Below are 14,166 nucleotides of genomic sequence, written 5' to 3'. Positions count from 1 at the left end.
GGGGGGAACAGGGCTGGAACCTGGGTCAGGCCCTGCGCAGCGGTCCAGCCAGGAGCCGCGCCCTGCATTCCACAAGCTTCTCAGTGAGAAGCGCTTCGCTTTGCACGAAACGGTGGGTCGGGGTCGGCACCGAGATAGCGATGCGCTGGTCCATTGGCCCGAGCAAGCCGATTGCGACGGCGCAAATCCCCAATGAGTTCTCCTCGCGGTCCACGGCGACATGGGTGGCCCGCGTCGACTCAATATCCTTTGCGAGATCGTCCCAGCTGCGAAGGGTATGCGGTGTCAGCTGCTCGAACTTCAGCTTGCCTTTTACCTTGGCCAGGGCTGCGTCGTCCAGCATGGCGAGCAGGGCCTTGCCATTTGCCGAGCAATGCAACGGGAACGCGGCTCCGACAGCGGAAACGGCCCGCAGCACATGCGTGCCCTGTACCTGATCGATAAACACCGCCTTGTTCTGATCCAGTATCGACAAGTCCACAGTTTCTCCCGTCGCTTTCGACAAGTCGACAAGCGCGTCGCGGACCAGATCCGCGATCTCGAACTTCGTCGCGTTGGCCAGCGAGAGGATAGCCGGACCAAGCCGCACGCCACTGCCGCCCGAAGCGGACATTGTCAGACCCTCCGCGCCCAGGGCATCGACAATCCGCTGCACGGTCGAGCGCGGCAAATCCACATCTTTTGCAATGGCGCCAAGACTCAGGCCGCCTGGGTGGCTGCTCAACGTGCGCAGTATTTCCGCCGCCCGCGCAATGACCTGGATGCCTGCCCTCGCGGCGCGGGGGTCCTCTCCGGGGTATTCGGAGTGTGGGGTGGGGGACGGTGCCGCGGCGGCGACCGATGATTCTGACTTCCGCATTCTTCAATACTCAAATGGTTGCACGGATGTAGGACGGCGGAAGAGAAAAAGTCTGCCAACTGCCATGCTGAGGTAGATCCTTCGTCCTCAGTGCGCCGGTCCCAGGGCAGAATCTTATTGCAGCAGCGTTATGCATGGAGCCCTATGGATGCATCAAGGACGCCTGCTGCCCCGAAACACGGGTTCAGGAAAGCCGATGCGAATTATAGATCAGCGTAGATTGCGCGCCTCACTTGACCGTCGCGCAAGAACCGTGCGGCTCCACCTCGCATTGGAATGCAGCAGCCTTGCAGCCTGCGGCGACTTATTATTTCGATCGCATTGGTAGGGGGGGCATGAACGCTTTCTCTACTCAGTCACCCGAGGCCGAAGTGTCCACCGAAACCATCGACGGATTGATCATCCTTTCCGGAAGGCAGCGACGGCAGGTCCACGCGGATCATATCGCCCACCAGGCGCCAGAACTGATAAGAACGATGCGGCCGATGCCGCGTCTTTCAGTGAGGCGGTGAACTTGATCCCGAGGGCCAGGCCAACTTGGCCGCGCAGGAGCGGGCTAGCGCTACCGAGCGCCGCGCACTTCGAGAGATCTACGGGCGCTGTCGTTCCCGCGCCCTCCGCGGAGCGTCATCGGTTTTCGGCAGCGAATTGAGAAAATCCCGCGCCAGCGCGACACACTCATCAAAGCTTCAGTCGAAGCTGATCCGCTGGATCCTGGCGAACTGCTCGCGCATGATCGGCGGGCCCGCCTCGATTTTGCCCAGGAAGGCTGCTGCATGCCTAAGCAGAAACGGCGCGGCATGCGCGAGGGCAGTTGGTTCTCGCTCGACCACGACGGCCAGGTCGAAGAGATCCCGTGCGGTGGCGCGGTCGCCCCGATGGTAAAGCTTCTTGGCAACGATTTCGGCTGCAGTCTCCACTTTGACTGGCTGCCCCATGATCTCCCAGACCTCGAATGGCTCGTCGGTCAGGTTGGGCGAGGCCACGACGTCGACTTCGCCGGCATCGAGGACTAGCTTCACGAAGTTCCCCTGCTCCACATAGTCGCTCGTGATGCCCTCTGCAGCCTCGCTCAGACGGGGCGTCATGAACCCTAGATATTGCGGGTCCGGCACAAAGAGATCGATATCGCGTGAAAAGCGATGGCGGTACCGGAGCATCAGGACCGTCCCGCCTCCGAAGGTCCAGAACGGCTCGATACCCCCGTGCTTCCTGACCTCCTCCATCAGCGTGAAGGCGTGAGGGAACAGGCTTTCCCAGATGTCACCCTGGAGCCCAATCTTCATGCCCACAGCCCTGCGCGTGTCGCCATCAATGACTGCGCGAGCCGTCTGAGGTTCTTCCAGATGTCGGCCGGTTTCCGGTGCTGCTTCGCCGCCACCTCGGCCACTACCTTGGTGACGAGTTGCAGTGGCGCCTCATCCAGAACCTGGGCTACTTGCGGACGAAACTCCGCCGGCACCTCGCCAGTGGCCAGCGCCCACTCAAGCTGGTCAGGCGTGAGCTCGCCGGTGTAACTGACGTTTGCGCCCTTCACGGCCATCCATAGCGCGCGGGTCGGCATGCCTCTGGCCTGGCGGTCGGCTTCGGGATCGTACACATCAAGCGCCAGGCCGAGGACGTCCATCAGCCGGCCCAGCGTTTCGAGCGTGGCGTTCACGGTTCCATGCTCGATGCCGTTTAGGGACTGGCGTGACAGTTTGGCCATATCCGCCAGTTGCTGCTGGGTCAGGCCGAGGGCGATCCGCTTGTGTTGAATCGTATTACCCAGGAGTGCAGGGTTCATGGCGACAACCTCCAATCTATTTGTCAAGTATAGACGACATAAACGGACAAATGTTCCTTCGGCAATTGGCGTGCTATGTGCCGCACACGGCTACATCGGAGCCGGAGATGTCGACCACATCGATACGCGCGACCTTGTCCGCCAGGTGCCGCAGCGTCTTGGCGAGCTCGCCGCGTGCGACCATGGTCTTGCCCAGGCCAAGCGCTTTGCGCGCTTCAATCCGGGCTTCAAGGCCGCCCCGGCAACGCGCGCGGCCGCAGATAGTACAAGTGGTACGGCAATGCCGCGCCACGACGCCAGAATCTTTTTTAAACGGACTCTAAGCCCTATGCGCTGCGAAGTATCGACTGGGCACCTCACCCAGGACATGCTTGAAGACGGTCGCGAATGCACTTGCGCTGCTGTAACCCAGCTCCATGGCAACGCGCGTGACAGGTTCGCCATTGCCGAGCCGAACCACGGCTGCGAGCAGGCAGGCTTGTTGCCGCCACTCGATATAGCTGACGCCGGTATGCAGCCGAAACTGACGGGTAAAGGTGCGGCGGCTCATGCCGGTGCGCCGCGCCATGTCGTCGATGCCGATTTCCAGCGAGGGGAACGCCAGGAACTCGCGGCAAGCGCGATCAAGACGCGGCTCCGCGGGCAATGGCGCATTGAGAGATAGCGCGGGCATGGCGGCGATCTCGTGCAACAGCAAACCCATCAGATAGCCGTCGCGCCCGCCAGCTGCATAGTGCGTGGGCACCGCCAGCGCCTGCTCCAGCAATTGCCTCAACAGCGGCGACACGTCGCAGACCTGGCAATGCGCAGGCAAGCCAAGCCGTTGCACGGCCTGCTCGCGGATGTAGGTGTTGAGCATGGTGACCGGGCCGCGCATCTGCATGGCGTGTGGCAGCCGGGACGGCACCCAGACGGCGCGCTGGGGCGGCACCACCCAGTTGCCCTCGTCGGTGAGCACCGTGATGACACCACGCGCGGCGTAGGCGAATTGCCCGCGCTGATGGCGGTGCGATGGGAAGAGCTCGCCGTCCGCGTAGTCTCGCGCCGTCACGACAGCATCGCGCAGCGTGTTCTCGTAGGGATCGATCGTGGTTTTCCGCATGGCCTGATTTTATTGTTTTTTTACCTGCAATCGAAAGCAGGCCATACGGATTTCCGGCAAATTTCCGTCGATGCCAGCGCTTTACGCCTTGCAGCCAGGAAGAGACACACCGACCATGCAGAGAAAACACCTGTTGCTGGCCGTCGTCGTGACGGCCATCTGGGGATGCAACTTCCCCATCACCAAACTCGGGCTTGCCGGGATCGATCCGCTGCTGTTGACGGCCGTCCGTTTTACGCTGGCCGCTTTGCCGTGGGTGTTCTTCGTGAAACGACCGCAGGTGGCCTTCCATTGGCTAGCGGTCTATGGCTTGATCTTCGGCGTGGCGATGTGGGCGTTGATCAACCTGGGGATCGCGATGGGCGTACCGCCCGGCAGCGCTTCCTTGTTGATCCAGTTCAGCGCATTCTTCACGCTGGGCTGGGGCGTGCTGTTGTTCCGTGAACGCCTGGCATTGCCCCAGTTGATCGGCATGGTGCTGGCTGCCATCGGGCTGGTGGGCATCCTGCTGGGCAGTCCCGGCAAGGCCACTACAATCGGTTTTATATTGGTGATGGTCAGCGCCGTGGCCTGGAGCATCGGCAACATCGTCATCAAGGTGTCCAAGGTGCGCGAGATCTTCGCCTTCGTGGTGTGGGCCAGCCTGTTCCCGCCGATTCCGCTGTTTCTGTTGACCTGGCTGCTGCATGGGCCGGGGCCATTTGCCGCGTTGCCCTTGCATTTGAGGGGGGCCGCCATGTTTTCACTGGCGTTCCAGGCCTACGGCGCGACGCACTTCTGCTACTGGGGATGGAACCTGCTTTTGCGCGAGTACCCGGTGTCGCGGGTTGCGCCGCTGTCGCTGCTGATTCCGGTGTTCGGCATCGTCAGTTCCCTGTTCATCATCGGCCAACGTCCCAGCGCCTCGGATGGGGTCTGCATCGCGCTGATCCTGCTGGCACTCGCCGTCGGCATGAACAAGGGCCGCATCCTGGCGGCAAGGCAGCCCGTTGAGCGCCGGCCCCTTGAAAGCCGAGTCGCTATGAGGGAGCCTTGAGCGGCACCGACCCGGCCCCAGGCCCGAAACGCGCTCCGGTCTTCTGACTCCTGAGGTCTGAGACGCGCTATGCGCATTGGCAAGTTCCAGTTGCTTTGCATTGCGATGTGTGTCAGTTTACAGGATACTTTCATCCAGAATACTGGACATCAATGGACATCAACGATCTCATCGCCCGGCGCGTGCGAACGCTGCGCGACGCCCAGGGCTTCTCGCTGGCCGCGCTGGCTGAGCGCAGCGGCGTGAGCCGCTCCAACATCTCCTTGATCGAGCGCGGCCAGAGCAGCGCCACGGCCACGGTGCTCGACAAGCTGTCCGCTGCGCTGGGCGTCACCGTGGCGTCGCTGTTCGAGGACAGCGCTCCGCAGGCCGAGCCGTCGCCCATGGCCCGTGCGGCGGAGCAGCCGGTGTGGACCGATCCCGCCTCCGGCTATATCCGCCGCAACCTCTCCCCGGCGGCACCCTCGCCGATCCAACTGGTCGACGTGGTCTTCCCGGCAGGCAAGCGCGTGGCTTATGAGACCGGCGCGCGCGAAGCCGATATCCATCAGCAGGTCTGGATGATCGACGGCGTCATGGAAATGACGGTGGGCGACCAGCACTGGCGCCTGGAAACCGGCGACTGCCTGTCCATGCGGCTGGACCGCCCCATCGTCTACAAGAATCCCACCCGCAAGCCCGCGCGCTACGTTGTGGCGCTGGCCACAATGCCATTCACGCCAACCAGGAGAAACGCATGACCGAGATGCCCGGGATGACCGAACCTATCACCGTGCGGCGCGTCGGCGCCAGTGAAGCCGCCGCTTGCATCGAGGCGCTGACCGATGTGCTGATCGATTGCGTGGAGGGGGGCGCGTCGGTGAGCTTCATGCTGCCGCTGCCACGCGAGAAGGCCATGCAGTTCTGGCGCGGCGTGGCCGATGGCGTCGCGCGCGCAGAGCGCGTGCTGCTGATCGCGCAGGACGGCGAAGGGCAGATCCTTGGCACCGTCCAGATCATCCTGTCGATGCCTGACAACCAGCCCCACCGCGGCGACGTGGCCAAGATGCTGGTGCACCGCAAGGCCCGTCGCCGCGGCGTAGCACAGCGGCTGCTGGCGGCCCTGGACGATGCCGCGCGCGAGGCGGGCAAATCGGTGCTGGTGCTCGACACGGTGACCGGCGGCGATGCCGAACGCCTGTACCAGCGCGCGGGATGGCAGCGCGCCGGCGTGGTGCCGAAGTACGCGCTGATGCCGGATGGCGCATTCTGCGGGACGACGTTCTTCTACAAGCACCTCTGAGCGCGTCGGCGCCATCCGCACGACCGGCGCTTCAGATCATGACCTTGGCTGGCGGCGCCACCGCCCGCATGGCCTGCGCCGCGATCTCGAAGGAGCGCAGGCGGGCCTCGTGATCGTGGATCTGCGCAGTAAGCATCAGCTCGTCCGGTTGCAGGTCCTCGATGAAGGCGCGCAGGCCGTTGCGCACCCCGTCCGGATCGCCCACCACCGAGCACGCCAGCGAGCGCCGGATATGCGTGGCCTCGGTCTCCGTCCACATCAGCTCGATGTTATCCACCGGGGGCCGGATCGGGCCGGGGTTGCCGCGCACCAGCGCCAGGAACTGCTGCTGCAGCGAGCTGAACAGCCGGCGCGCCTGCGCGTCCGAATCCGCCGCGAACACATTGAGCCCGAGCATCACATGCGGCTTGGAAAGCTGCACCGACGGCTGGAAGGTCGTGCGGTACAGGTCCACCGCCTGGCGCATGAAGCCCGGCGCGAAGTGCGAGGCAAACGCGAAGGGCAGGCCCATCGCCGCCGACAACTGCGCGCTGAACAAGCTGGAGCCGAGCAGCCACAGCGGCACCTTCAGGCCTGCGCCGGGCACCGCCCGCAGGCGCTGGCCGGGACGCGGGTCGTCGAAGTAGGCCTGCAACTCCTCCACATCCTGCGGGAAGGCATCGGCGGCATCTTGCGTGGCGCTGCGGCGCAGCGCGCGAGCGGTGGATTGGTCGGTGCCAGGCGCGCGGCCCAGGCCGAGATCGATACGGCCGGGAAAAAGCGAGGCCAGCGTGCCGAACTGCTCGGCCACCACCAGCGGCGAATGGTTGGGCAGCATGATGCCGCCGGAACCGACGCGGATAGTGGACGTGCCGTTGGCAACGTAGCCGATCAGCACCGCCGTGGCGGCGCTGGCGATGCCAGGCATGTTGTGATGCTCTGCCAGCCAGAAGCGCTGGTAGCCCAACCGCTCGGCGTGCTGGGCAAGCGCGAGCGAATTGCGCATGGCCTGGCCGGCGTCACCGCCTTCCACGATGGGCGACAGGTCAAGCAGGGAATAGGGGATCATGGCGAGCGACTGCGGCGCAGCAATTTATTGAACGATCACTATACTAATCACCACTGGCGTCACTGGCAACGGAAAAATATAATGACCACTATGAAAAAGAGTGTTTCCGGTGCGGGCCGCGGGCGGCCCAGGCAGTTCGATCGCGACGAGGCGCTGGGCCAGGCCCTGTCGCTGTTCTGGCGCTATGGCTATAGCTCCACTTCGATCTCCGCGCTCACCGAGGCCATGGCCATCACCGCGCCCAGCCTGTACGCCGCGTTCGGCAGCAAGGAGCAATTGTTCTACGAAGCCGTGGACCGCTATGCGGATACCCACGGCGCGATGCTCTACGCGCCGCTGCAAGGCGCTGGCAGCGCGCATGACGCCGTGCAGGGCCTGCTCGCCGGCGCGGCCGCCTTGTTCAGCGCCAAGGGCAACCCCGCCGGTTGCTTCCTGATGACGGGCACCAGCTGCTCGGCCGACTGCGCCTATATCGAAGACACGCTGCGCCAGCGCCGCAAGGAAAAGGAGCAAGCCCTGCAGGCCTGCATCCAGCAGGGCATCCGGCGCGGCGAACTGCCGGCCGGCACTGATGCAGCAGCACTGGCCAAGTTCTTCAACACGGTCATGCAGGGGATGTCGATGCAGGCGCGCGATGGCGCGTCGCGCGCCGCGCTGGAAGCCTTGGCGGCTAGCGCGATGCTGGCGTGGCCGGCAAAGGCGGCAAAGAAGGCCAGGCCGCGGGAAACCCAGACAGCGTAACTTGCGGATGCGGCATCAGGCCGGCGGCTCGGGCCGGCGCCACAGCCACGCCAGCACGCACGCCATGCAGGCAATTGCCCCGTAGGCCAGCCAGGGCCGATGCATGCCGAACAGCAGCACGGCGCTGCAGATGCTCATGGCCGCCGTGGCGCTCCACTTGGCGCGGCGGCTCACCATGCGGCCGTTGTGCCAGTTGTAGAGCATCGGTCCGAACACGCGATGGCCAAGCAACCAGGCATGCAGGCGCGGCGATCCCTTGGCCGCGGCCCAGGCGGACAGCAGGACGAATTCGGTGCTGGGCAAGCCGGGCACGAACAGCCCGAGGATGGCCACCCCGAGGCTTAGCAGCGCCAGCGCGGTCAGCAGCACGCGCGCCGTGCGGGTGCGCGCCAGCCGCAGCGGCGGATCGCTTGCGTTGGCGCCAGGCGGCATCGGCGAAGCCGTATCGGCGTCATCCAAGACCGGTCACCGCGATTGGAAGTGGCGCTGCGGCAACGGCAGAAGACATGTGGCAATTCTCTCGGTTCTGGCGGAGGGCAAGGCTGGCCCCATTGTCCACGCGGGAGACGCAGGTGGTCAACGCCTCATATGCACAGCCAGATTCCATCGCGCTCGTGGTACCCACGGGCGCTGGCACCCGTTTATGTTCGCGCATCTCAGGACATACCGGGCAACGGGCTAGCTGCCAGCACTGCAGCAACGGCCAACACCCCGGCGAGCACCCAGGACTCCACACGCAGAACGGTAGCAAAACGCCTGATGTACCGAGCCGGAGGCACTAACGACGGGTTCTTCAATGAGGCTAGCAAGCGAGGCATTTCAAAGAACCGGTTGTGCCCACCGAGGGCCACGGCAACTAACACGAGGCCAAGCTTGAGCACTAGCAGCCGACCGTACGTGGAGTCGAGCAGGTTGCCTGGCGAACCGACCCCGCGCCACCCGCTGTAGGCGCCGGTGACAAAGAGCGCGACGAGCGCGCACGTGGCCGTATCCGATAGAGATTGAATGAACGACGCGCCGTTCCGGTGGTCACCCTCGGGCGCCTCGGCCATCCCCGGCACCACCATGAATGCGGCGACGCACACAATGCCAACCCAAGCGCCAATGGCCAGAAGGTGAACCCAGTCGGCCCAAACGGGCAAGCTAAACGCCCCGGCATCTACCGGATGGCCGGCATGGCTTCGGCTCAGCGCAAAGCCTGCAAGCGCCAGCCACAGAGACAACTTGAAGCCAAGGCCGCTTCCGGTCCACCGAAAGAATGAAGCGATAGTGACGTAAAGCATCAGGGCAGCGCCGACGACCCAAGCGTGACCGAAGCCGGTTTCCATCAGCATCGAGCGCACCGCCGGCCCTGCGTGCACCAGCGAAGATTCACTCATCAGCGCGCAATGTATCCAGAAAGCGAGCACGCCGGCCAGGAGCGCAACGACAGCGCCGACTCTGAAACCCTTTGCCAGGTGCAGGCTCATGTGAGCTTGCCACGGGGACGGGGACCGAGCCAGCCAGCGGTCGCTCAGCAGGACACCGACCAGCACCGCGAAACCGAGGTTCTGCAGCGCCGTCAAAGCAAGGCGCGCAATGCCAAGGAAACCGTCGCTCATCGCTTCACCGCGAATTTGTAGTCGCCCTTGACCTTGTGGCCGTCGCGCGTCATCACGCTCCAGTGCACGGCGTAGGAACCCGGCAGCAGTTGCGGGACGGCGACCGTCAGCACGCGCGGATTCGACGAGTCGACCTTGGCCTTCTCCTTGCTAACCGCCGTGCCACTGGCGTCCACAACGCTCACATTGCTAAACGCTGGCTCAAGGTCCTCGTTGAATGTCAGTCGAAGCGGACTCGCCGGCGCATCGACTATGCTGCCTGCCGCCGGTTCTGCGCGTTCGAGCTTGCCGTGCGCGAACGCGAGTGCAGGCGTAAGTCCGATAGCGATGGCGGTCATCATGCCTAACCACGTTTTCTGAGTCATTGCTTTCATGTGTATTTGCTTCCAGATTGCTGGCGGTGAATGCAAATGCGCACATCTGCCCCACTGCCACGTCCACCGCGACTTCCGGCTACCAAGCGGGCTTTGACACCCTCCCTCCGTCGGTGCCAGTTGCCTCTAGAACATGCCCCTGCATGCGAGCAGAGACATGTCAAATCTTGCAAATGGCAAGCTTGGAGTGTCGCATTAACCAATGTTATGGCAACGCCCAGGGTATGCGCCCGAAAATAGACGCACCTAGGGCTTCAAAGGATCGAAGCGGGCGGAGGGATATGGCTGACGAATGCTTCCATCAGGCCGGAAGGAGCCTGAGCCGGTGCAGTGTCGAGGTGAACAAGAAGCGCCGAGGCGTAGGGGATGACCGAGGAGCGAAGAGTCGAACCATTGATCGCGCGTCCGAGCCGTGTGGTTGGGCGCCTAGTTTAGCGGATGAAGACCAGATCCACCACGTTGATCTCAAGCGCACCGATTCCAATCGCCCACCAAGATACCTCCTGACCCTCCCATAGTGGGAACGTGTATGGCTAAAGGGACTCGTTGCTCGCCCCGGCAGGAAGTGCTTCGCCCGAAACCGAAACCGATACGCCGTCGCACGCTCACGTTGTGAAATGCGCAGCTTCGGTACGGCTCGCCTTTAATTGTTTGCGAGGGGTTGCATGTACACAAAGAGCAAGCCTGCCTTGCCGTCCAGCGCGATGGTATGCAAACTGACCTGGCCGCGGAGTCGTGCCGCCGCGCTCCGGACAATAGCCAGCCCGAGCCCGCTTCCCGGCTGCCCCGACCCGGCAACCCGATAGAACGCGTCGAACACGCGGGGCAACTCCCCTTCCGGGATGCCCGGGCCGGAGTCTTCCACTTCGAAGATGGCGGCGTCGCCCATCCGGAACAGCCGTACATCGACCTTGCCGCCAGGTGGCGTGTAGAGGACCGCATTGTCGATGGCATTGCGGACCAGCGCGCGAAAATCCTCCTGGTCGCCGCGAATCGTCAGCGCCTCGCCAACCTCCAGGCCGAGGTCGATATCCTTGGAATCCGCGAACGGGAATATCTCCCCAAGCGCATCGATGACCACGGCCTTGGTGTCGATGTCGTGGCTGACCGTTGGGGAACCTGCCTCGTGCTCGGCCAGCATCAGCAATTGCTCAACCAGGGAGCGCATGCGCGAAATGCTTTTTCCCAGCGGCGCGAGGCGAGCCAGGACGGCTTCGGTGGTGTCCTCCACGGTCATGGCGTTCTCTAGCTGCAACGTCATCGCGGTCACCGGCGAGCGCAGTTCATGCGCCGCATCGGCTACGAACTGGCGTTGCTGCGCGATGGCCGACTGCAGCCGCCCAAGCAGCCTGTTCGTCGCACTGACAAACGGCTGGATTTCCAATGGCGCGCCCTGCACGGCGAGCGACGCCAGGTCTGTGTCGCCCTTCTTATCGACCTCCGCGGCGAGTTGCTGCACTTTCCTTAGCAGAATTCGGATCAAAATTCCCGCCAGGAGTATCAGGACAGGAATCACGAGCAACAGCGGAATCAACGTGCGCAGCGCACTGTCGCGTGCAATCTCGTCTCGCGCCGAGGTTCGCTGCGCGACCGCCAAGCCATATTCCGTGTGCAATGGCCTGACGTAAATGCGCCATGATTCGCCGTGGGATTCAATGGTATGCAGACCATCGGATAGCGCGCCCGGCAAAGTCAGCGACAGGTCTGGCGTGACCACGCGGGTGGCTAGCTTGGATACCTTCAGCACCCAGATGCGCATCCCGGGTTCATCGGCCTGCATGAATCCGCCTTGCGAGGACAACGCATTGGCATCGCCTGGCGAGACCAGCCAGGCAATCTCCCTCAGTTCGTCGTCCTGCAGGTCGCGCGCCTCCTCAAAGGCGAACCAGAACGACGCCGCCGCTGCCACGAGCCCGATGACCAGAATCGTGCCGCATATGGAGGCGGATAACATCCATAGGAGTGAACGGTTCACTCCGCCTTTGGCACCATCCATCCCACCCCCCTGATATTCTTAATGACACCCGCGTCGAGCTTTTTCCTGATCCCATGGATGAGGAATTCAATGGCGTTGCTTTCGACTTCCTCGTTCCAGCCGTAGAGGCGCTCTTCGAGTTCACTGCGGGAGCGGATGACGCCGGGTCTGAGCAGGAACTCGCGCAGGAGCGCAAATTCGCGAGCCGACAGCTGACGTTGGACGCCCTGGTACCAGACCTCGTGACTGGCCTGGTCCAGCGAGAGCGTGCCGTTGCGAAGGATGGAGGAGATCTCCTGGCCCTGGCGCCGCGTGAGTGCGCGCAGCCGGGCCAGCAATTCGCCGATATGAAACGGCTTCACCAGATAGTCATCCGCGCCGAGGTCAAGGCCAGCAATGCGGTCTTCTACTGCGCTGCGTGCCGTGATGACGAGGATCGGCACGGCATTCCCGTTCCTGCGTGCCTCGCGTAGTACCGCGAAGCCATCCTTTCCGGGAAGCCCCAGGTCCAGCAGAACCACCTCGTAGCGCTGGGTGCATAGCGCCGTAGCGGCCTGACGGCCATCCGTCGTCCAGTCCACCGCATAACCCGCGTCCCGGAGAGTCTGGCAAATGGCCTCCCCGATAAGGGGATCGTCTTCTACCAGTAGCGTTCGCATCCGCCCCCCAGATTCGGTTGCTTGCATATGCATGCCCGTGCGCAACATGCCAATGCAGACTTAGCTAAGACTTAGCAGGGCTCGCCGCATAGATCACATGTCCGGACTGGCATTGCTAAGTCCCCGCTAATTTCCCCAGCCTATTCTCGCCCCGCTTGTTGCCAGCCAACAGCCCCTGACCCGCCGCCGCTCGCCTTCACGGGATCAGCATGGGACGGCGGAATCAACGAAAGGAGCAGAGAAATGGAAAGCGCAAGTGCCACGCTGACGGCAAGACCGGGCTTGGCGTCCCGGATTCTTGCTTCGTCCCGGGCCTGGCTGCTCCCCGCCTGCTGCGCGACCTTGTCGGCATGTGCGTTCGACCATTACGACGCAAGGCCGATCTCCGCCGGCACGCTTGCCACAACCTATAACGCGCGATCGCTGGCTTCGGTGGACTTGCGTGACTTTGTCCAGCGCCATGCCATGCGCGCGGGCACAGGCTGGCCGCCACCCCGCTGGAACCTGGATACCCTGACCCTTGCTGCCCTGTACTACAACCCGGACCTGGACATCGCGCGTGCCCGGCTAGCGAGCACGGAAGCGAGCATCAAGACCGCCGCGCAGCGGCCGAATCCGTCCCTGCAGCTGCCGTTTCAACGCACCCTGGATCCCAAGGGGGGAGACTCGCCATGGACGCTCGGCATTACGCTGGACATCCCGATCCAGACTGCCGGCAAGCGCGGCTACCGCATCGACCAGGCTGCCCACTTCGCCACTGCGGCGCGCCTGGAGGTCGCGGCTACTGCCTGGAGCGTGCGAAGCCAGCTACGGACTCAGCTCCTGAATCTCTGGTCGGCGAATTCGCGGGCGAAGCTCCTCGAGCAGCAGCTGGAGCTGGACCAGCGCCTGGACGCGATGCTGGAGAAACGGGTCCGCCTTGGCGACGCCTCGGCGTGGCAGCTGAACCAGCAGCGCGTGGCTCTCATCCAGGTCCAGGCGGATCTGCTCAATGCGCGGCGGCAGGCCGCCGCCGCCAGGGTCCAGGTGGCCAACGTGCTTGGTCTGCGGTCAGCCGCGCTCGATGGCCTGGATATCGACCTGGAGGATTTCGGACGACCGTATGCCGCGATTCCCGCCCCGGAAATCCAGCTGCAGGCCTTGTTGAACCGGGCCGATGTGCTGTCGGGACTAGCGCAATATGAAGCCAGCCAGGCCGCGTTGCAACTGGAGGTGGCCAAGCAATATCCGGACATTCATCTCGGCCCGGGCTATACCTTTGACCAGGGCCTGCACAAGCTTGGCTTCGACTTCACCAATCTCGTGCTGCCCATATTCAATCGCAACGAGGGGCCCATCGCGCAGGCGCGGGCTCGGCGGCTGGCAGCGCAAGCCCAGGTCAAGCGGCTCGAAGCACAGGCCCTGGGTGAAGCCGATGGCGCCATCACTGCCTATCAAGCCACGCAGAGCATCGTGACACGGAATGAAGAGCAGGTCCGTGTGCAAGGCCTCCAATTCAGCGCGGCACGACGTTCCTTCGAAATGGGGCAAACCGACCGGATGGCATTGACGCTTGCCGAACAGACCGAGCTTGCGGCGCGACTGGCGCTGCAAGATGCCGAACTCCAGATGCAGCAGGCCATCGGCCGGCTGGAAGATGCCATCCAGCGTCCACTCTCGGACCGCGATGCGCTCGCCAATCCGAACAACTGGGTCGAATGACC

The 14,166-nt window shown here is 63.6% G+C and carries 15 protein-coding genes; 5 read left to right on the top strand and 10 right to left on the bottom strand.

Translation table 11 applies throughout. The features are described from left to right. Positions 1-25: 25 nt before the first annotated feature. The 4 genes from AC1Q7Q_RS08460 to AC1Q7Q_RS08445 all read right to left on the bottom strand — a co-directional run bounded on the left by AC1Q7Q_RS08460 (position 26) and on the right by AC1Q7Q_RS08445 (position 3,747). Positions 26-859, bottom strand: coding sequence for an IclR family transcriptional regulator (locus AC1Q7Q_RS08460; RefSeq protein ID WP_492374808.1), 834 nt, complete (start codon positions 857-859; stop codon positions 26-28). Positions 860-1,548: 689 nt separating this feature from the next. Then, on the bottom strand, positions 1,549-2,145 hold the full coding sequence (locus AC1Q7Q_RS08455) for a nucleotidyl transferase AbiEii/AbiGii toxin family protein (protein ID WP_492374807.1): 597 nt from the start codon (positions 2,143-2,145) through the stop codon (positions 1,549-1,551). Beyond that, positions 2,142-2,645, bottom strand: a complete 504-nt coding sequence (locus tag AC1Q7Q_RS08450) for a helix-turn-helix transcriptional regulator (RefSeq protein WP_492374806.1) — start codon at positions 2,643-2,645, stop codon at positions 2,142-2,144. Before AC1Q7Q_RS08450 ends, AC1Q7Q_RS08455 begins: the two co-directional genes overlap by 4 nt. Positions 2,646-2,964: 319 nt before the next feature. Further along, positions 2,965-3,747: an AraC family transcriptional regulator gene (locus tag AC1Q7Q_RS08445; RefSeq protein WP_492374805.1), complete on the bottom strand. Its 783-nt coding sequence runs from the start codon at positions 3,745-3,747 to the stop codon at positions 2,965-2,967. A gap of 115 nt (positions 3,748-3,862) precedes the next feature. Here AC1Q7Q_RS08445 and AC1Q7Q_RS08440 point away from each other — a divergent pair, with 115 nt between their 5' ends. The 3 genes from AC1Q7Q_RS08440 (at position 3,863) to AC1Q7Q_RS08430 (ending at position 6,065) form a co-directional block, all read left to right on the top strand. Next, a complete protein-coding gene (locus AC1Q7Q_RS08440; protein ID WP_492374804.1) occupies positions 3,863-4,783 on the top strand; it encodes an EamA family transporter in 921 nt (306 codons plus the stop codon). Between the two features lie 152 nt (positions 4,784-4,935). Beyond that, on the top strand, positions 4,936-5,523 hold the full coding sequence (locus AC1Q7Q_RS08435) for a helix-turn-helix domain-containing protein (RefSeq protein WP_492374803.1): 588 nt from the start codon (positions 4,936-4,938) through the stop codon (positions 5,521-5,523). Positions 5,524-5,537: 14 nt separating this feature from the next. Next, positions 5,538-6,065, top strand: coding sequence for a GNAT family N-acetyltransferase (locus AC1Q7Q_RS08430; RefSeq protein ID WP_492374826.1), 528 nt, complete (start codon positions 5,538-5,540; stop codon positions 6,063-6,065). A 31-nt stretch (positions 6,066-6,096) separates the two neighbouring features. Here the strand turns inward: AC1Q7Q_RS08430 and AC1Q7Q_RS08425 are convergent, their stop codons facing one another. Next, positions 6,097-7,113, bottom strand: a complete 1,017-nt coding sequence (locus AC1Q7Q_RS08425; RefSeq protein ID WP_492374802.1) for an LLM class flavin-dependent oxidoreductase — start codon at positions 7,111-7,113, stop codon at positions 6,097-6,099. An 81-nt stretch (positions 7,114-7,194) separates the two neighbouring features. On the opposite strand from AC1Q7Q_RS08425, the gene AC1Q7Q_RS08420 reads away from it, so the two are divergent. Further along, complete coding sequence (locus tag AC1Q7Q_RS08420) at positions 7,195-7,854, top strand: TetR/AcrR family transcriptional regulator (protein WP_492374801.1); 660 nt, start codon at positions 7,195-7,197, stop codon at positions 7,852-7,854. 15 nt (positions 7,855-7,869) lie between these two features. On the opposite strand, the gene AC1Q7Q_RS08415 is transcribed toward AC1Q7Q_RS08420, so the two are convergent. The 5 genes from AC1Q7Q_RS08415 to AC1Q7Q_RS08395 all read right to left on the bottom strand — a co-directional run bounded on the left by AC1Q7Q_RS08415 (position 7,870) and on the right by AC1Q7Q_RS08395 (position 12,463). After that, entirely contained in the window at positions 7,870-8,313 is a 444-nt protein-coding gene (locus AC1Q7Q_RS08415) for a YbaN family protein (protein ID WP_492374800.1), read from the bottom strand. Between the two features lie 197 nt (positions 8,314-8,510). Then, complete coding sequence (locus AC1Q7Q_RS08410) at positions 8,511-9,455, bottom strand: CopD family protein (protein ID WP_492374799.1); 945 nt, start codon at positions 9,453-9,455, stop codon at positions 8,511-8,513. Then, the gene (locus AC1Q7Q_RS08405) at positions 9,452-9,829 is read right to left on the bottom strand and encodes a copper resistance CopC family protein (protein ID WP_492374798.1); all 378 of its coding nucleotides are present in this window, start codon (positions 9,827-9,829) and stop codon (positions 9,452-9,454) included. Before AC1Q7Q_RS08405 ends, AC1Q7Q_RS08410 begins: the two co-directional genes overlap by 4 nt. A gap of 643 nt (positions 9,830-10,472) precedes the next feature. Continuing rightward, on the bottom strand, positions 10,473-11,825 hold the full coding sequence (locus AC1Q7Q_RS08400; RefSeq protein ID WP_492374797.1) for a sensor histidine kinase: 1,353 nt from the start codon (positions 11,823-11,825) through the stop codon (positions 10,473-10,475). Beyond that, the gene (locus AC1Q7Q_RS08395; protein ID WP_492374825.1) at positions 11,801-12,463 is read right to left on the bottom strand and encodes a response regulator transcription factor; all 663 of its coding nucleotides are present in this window, start codon (positions 12,461-12,463) and stop codon (positions 11,801-11,803) included. The genes AC1Q7Q_RS08400 and AC1Q7Q_RS08395 overlap by 25 nt, the downstream gene beginning before the upstream one ends. A 243-nt stretch (positions 12,464-12,706) precedes the next feature. Between AC1Q7Q_RS08395 and AC1Q7Q_RS08390 the strand changes: the two genes are divergently transcribed. Further along, complete coding sequence (locus AC1Q7Q_RS08390; RefSeq protein WP_492374796.1) at positions 12,707-14,164, top strand: TolC family protein; 1,458 nt, start codon at positions 12,707-12,709, stop codon at positions 14,162-14,164. The last annotated feature ends 2 nt before the right edge of the window (positions 14,165-14,166 follow it).

Source organism: Cupriavidus sp. GW823-FHT07A04 (assembly GCF_058794615.1).
The sequence above is the reverse complement of the archived record's forward strand: the minus strand, read 5'-3'. Positions and strand labels throughout refer to the sequence as shown.

What these genes read in the sequence shown, in the direction of transcription:
- AC1Q7Q_RS08460 (WP_492374808.1), bottom strand. Translation starts at nt 859, where the DNA reads ATGCGGAAGTCAGAATCATCGGTCGCCGCCGCGGCACCGTCCCCCACC.
- AC1Q7Q_RS08455 (WP_492374807.1), bottom strand. Translation starts at nt 2,145, where the DNA reads ATGAAGATTGGGCTCCAGGGTGACATCTGGGAAAGCCTGTTCCCTCAC.
- AC1Q7Q_RS08450 (WP_492374806.1), bottom strand. Translation starts at nt 2,645, where the DNA reads ATGAACCCTGCACTCCTGGGTAATACGATTCAACACAAGCGGATCGCC.
- AC1Q7Q_RS08445 (WP_492374805.1), bottom strand. Translation starts at nt 3,747, where the DNA reads ATGCGGAAAACCACGATCGATCCCTACGAGAACACGCTGCGCGATGCT.
- AC1Q7Q_RS08440 (WP_492374804.1), top strand. Translation starts at nt 3,863, where the DNA reads ATGCAGAGAAAACACCTGTTGCTGGCCGTCGTCGTGACGGCCATCTGG.
- AC1Q7Q_RS08435 (WP_492374803.1), top strand. Translation starts at nt 4,936, where the DNA reads ATGGACATCAACGATCTCATCGCCCGGCGCGTGCGAACGCTGCGCGAC.
- AC1Q7Q_RS08430 (WP_492374826.1), top strand. Translation starts at nt 5,538, where the DNA reads ATGACCGAACCTATCACCGTGCGGCGCGTCGGCGCCAGTGAAGCCGCC.
- AC1Q7Q_RS08425 (WP_492374802.1), bottom strand. Translation starts at nt 7,113, where the DNA reads ATGATCCCCTATTCCCTGCTTGACCTGTCGCCCATCGTGGAAGGCGGT.
- AC1Q7Q_RS08420 (WP_492374801.1), top strand. Translation starts at nt 7,195, where the DNA reads ATGACCACTATGAAAAAGAGTGTTTCCGGTGCGGGCCGCGGGCGGCCC.
- AC1Q7Q_RS08410 (WP_492374799.1), bottom strand. Translation starts at nt 9,455, where the DNA reads ATGAGCGACGGTTTCCTTGGCATTGCGCGCCTTGCTTTGACGGCGCTG.
- AC1Q7Q_RS08405 (WP_492374798.1), bottom strand. Translation starts at nt 9,829, where the DNA reads ATGAAAGCAATGACTCAGAAAACGTGGTTAGGCATGATGACCGCCATC.
- AC1Q7Q_RS08400 (WP_492374797.1), bottom strand. Translation starts at nt 11,825, where the DNA reads ATGGATGGTGCCAAAGGCGGAGTGAACCGTTCACTCCTATGGATGTTA.
- AC1Q7Q_RS08395 (WP_492374825.1), bottom strand. Translation starts at nt 12,463, where the DNA reads ATGCGAACGCTACTGGTAGAAGACGATCCCCTTATCGGGGAGGCCATT.
- AC1Q7Q_RS08390 (WP_492374796.1), top strand. Translation starts at nt 12,707, where the DNA reads ATGGAAAGCGCAAGTGCCACGCTGACGGCAAGACCGGGCTTGGCGTCC.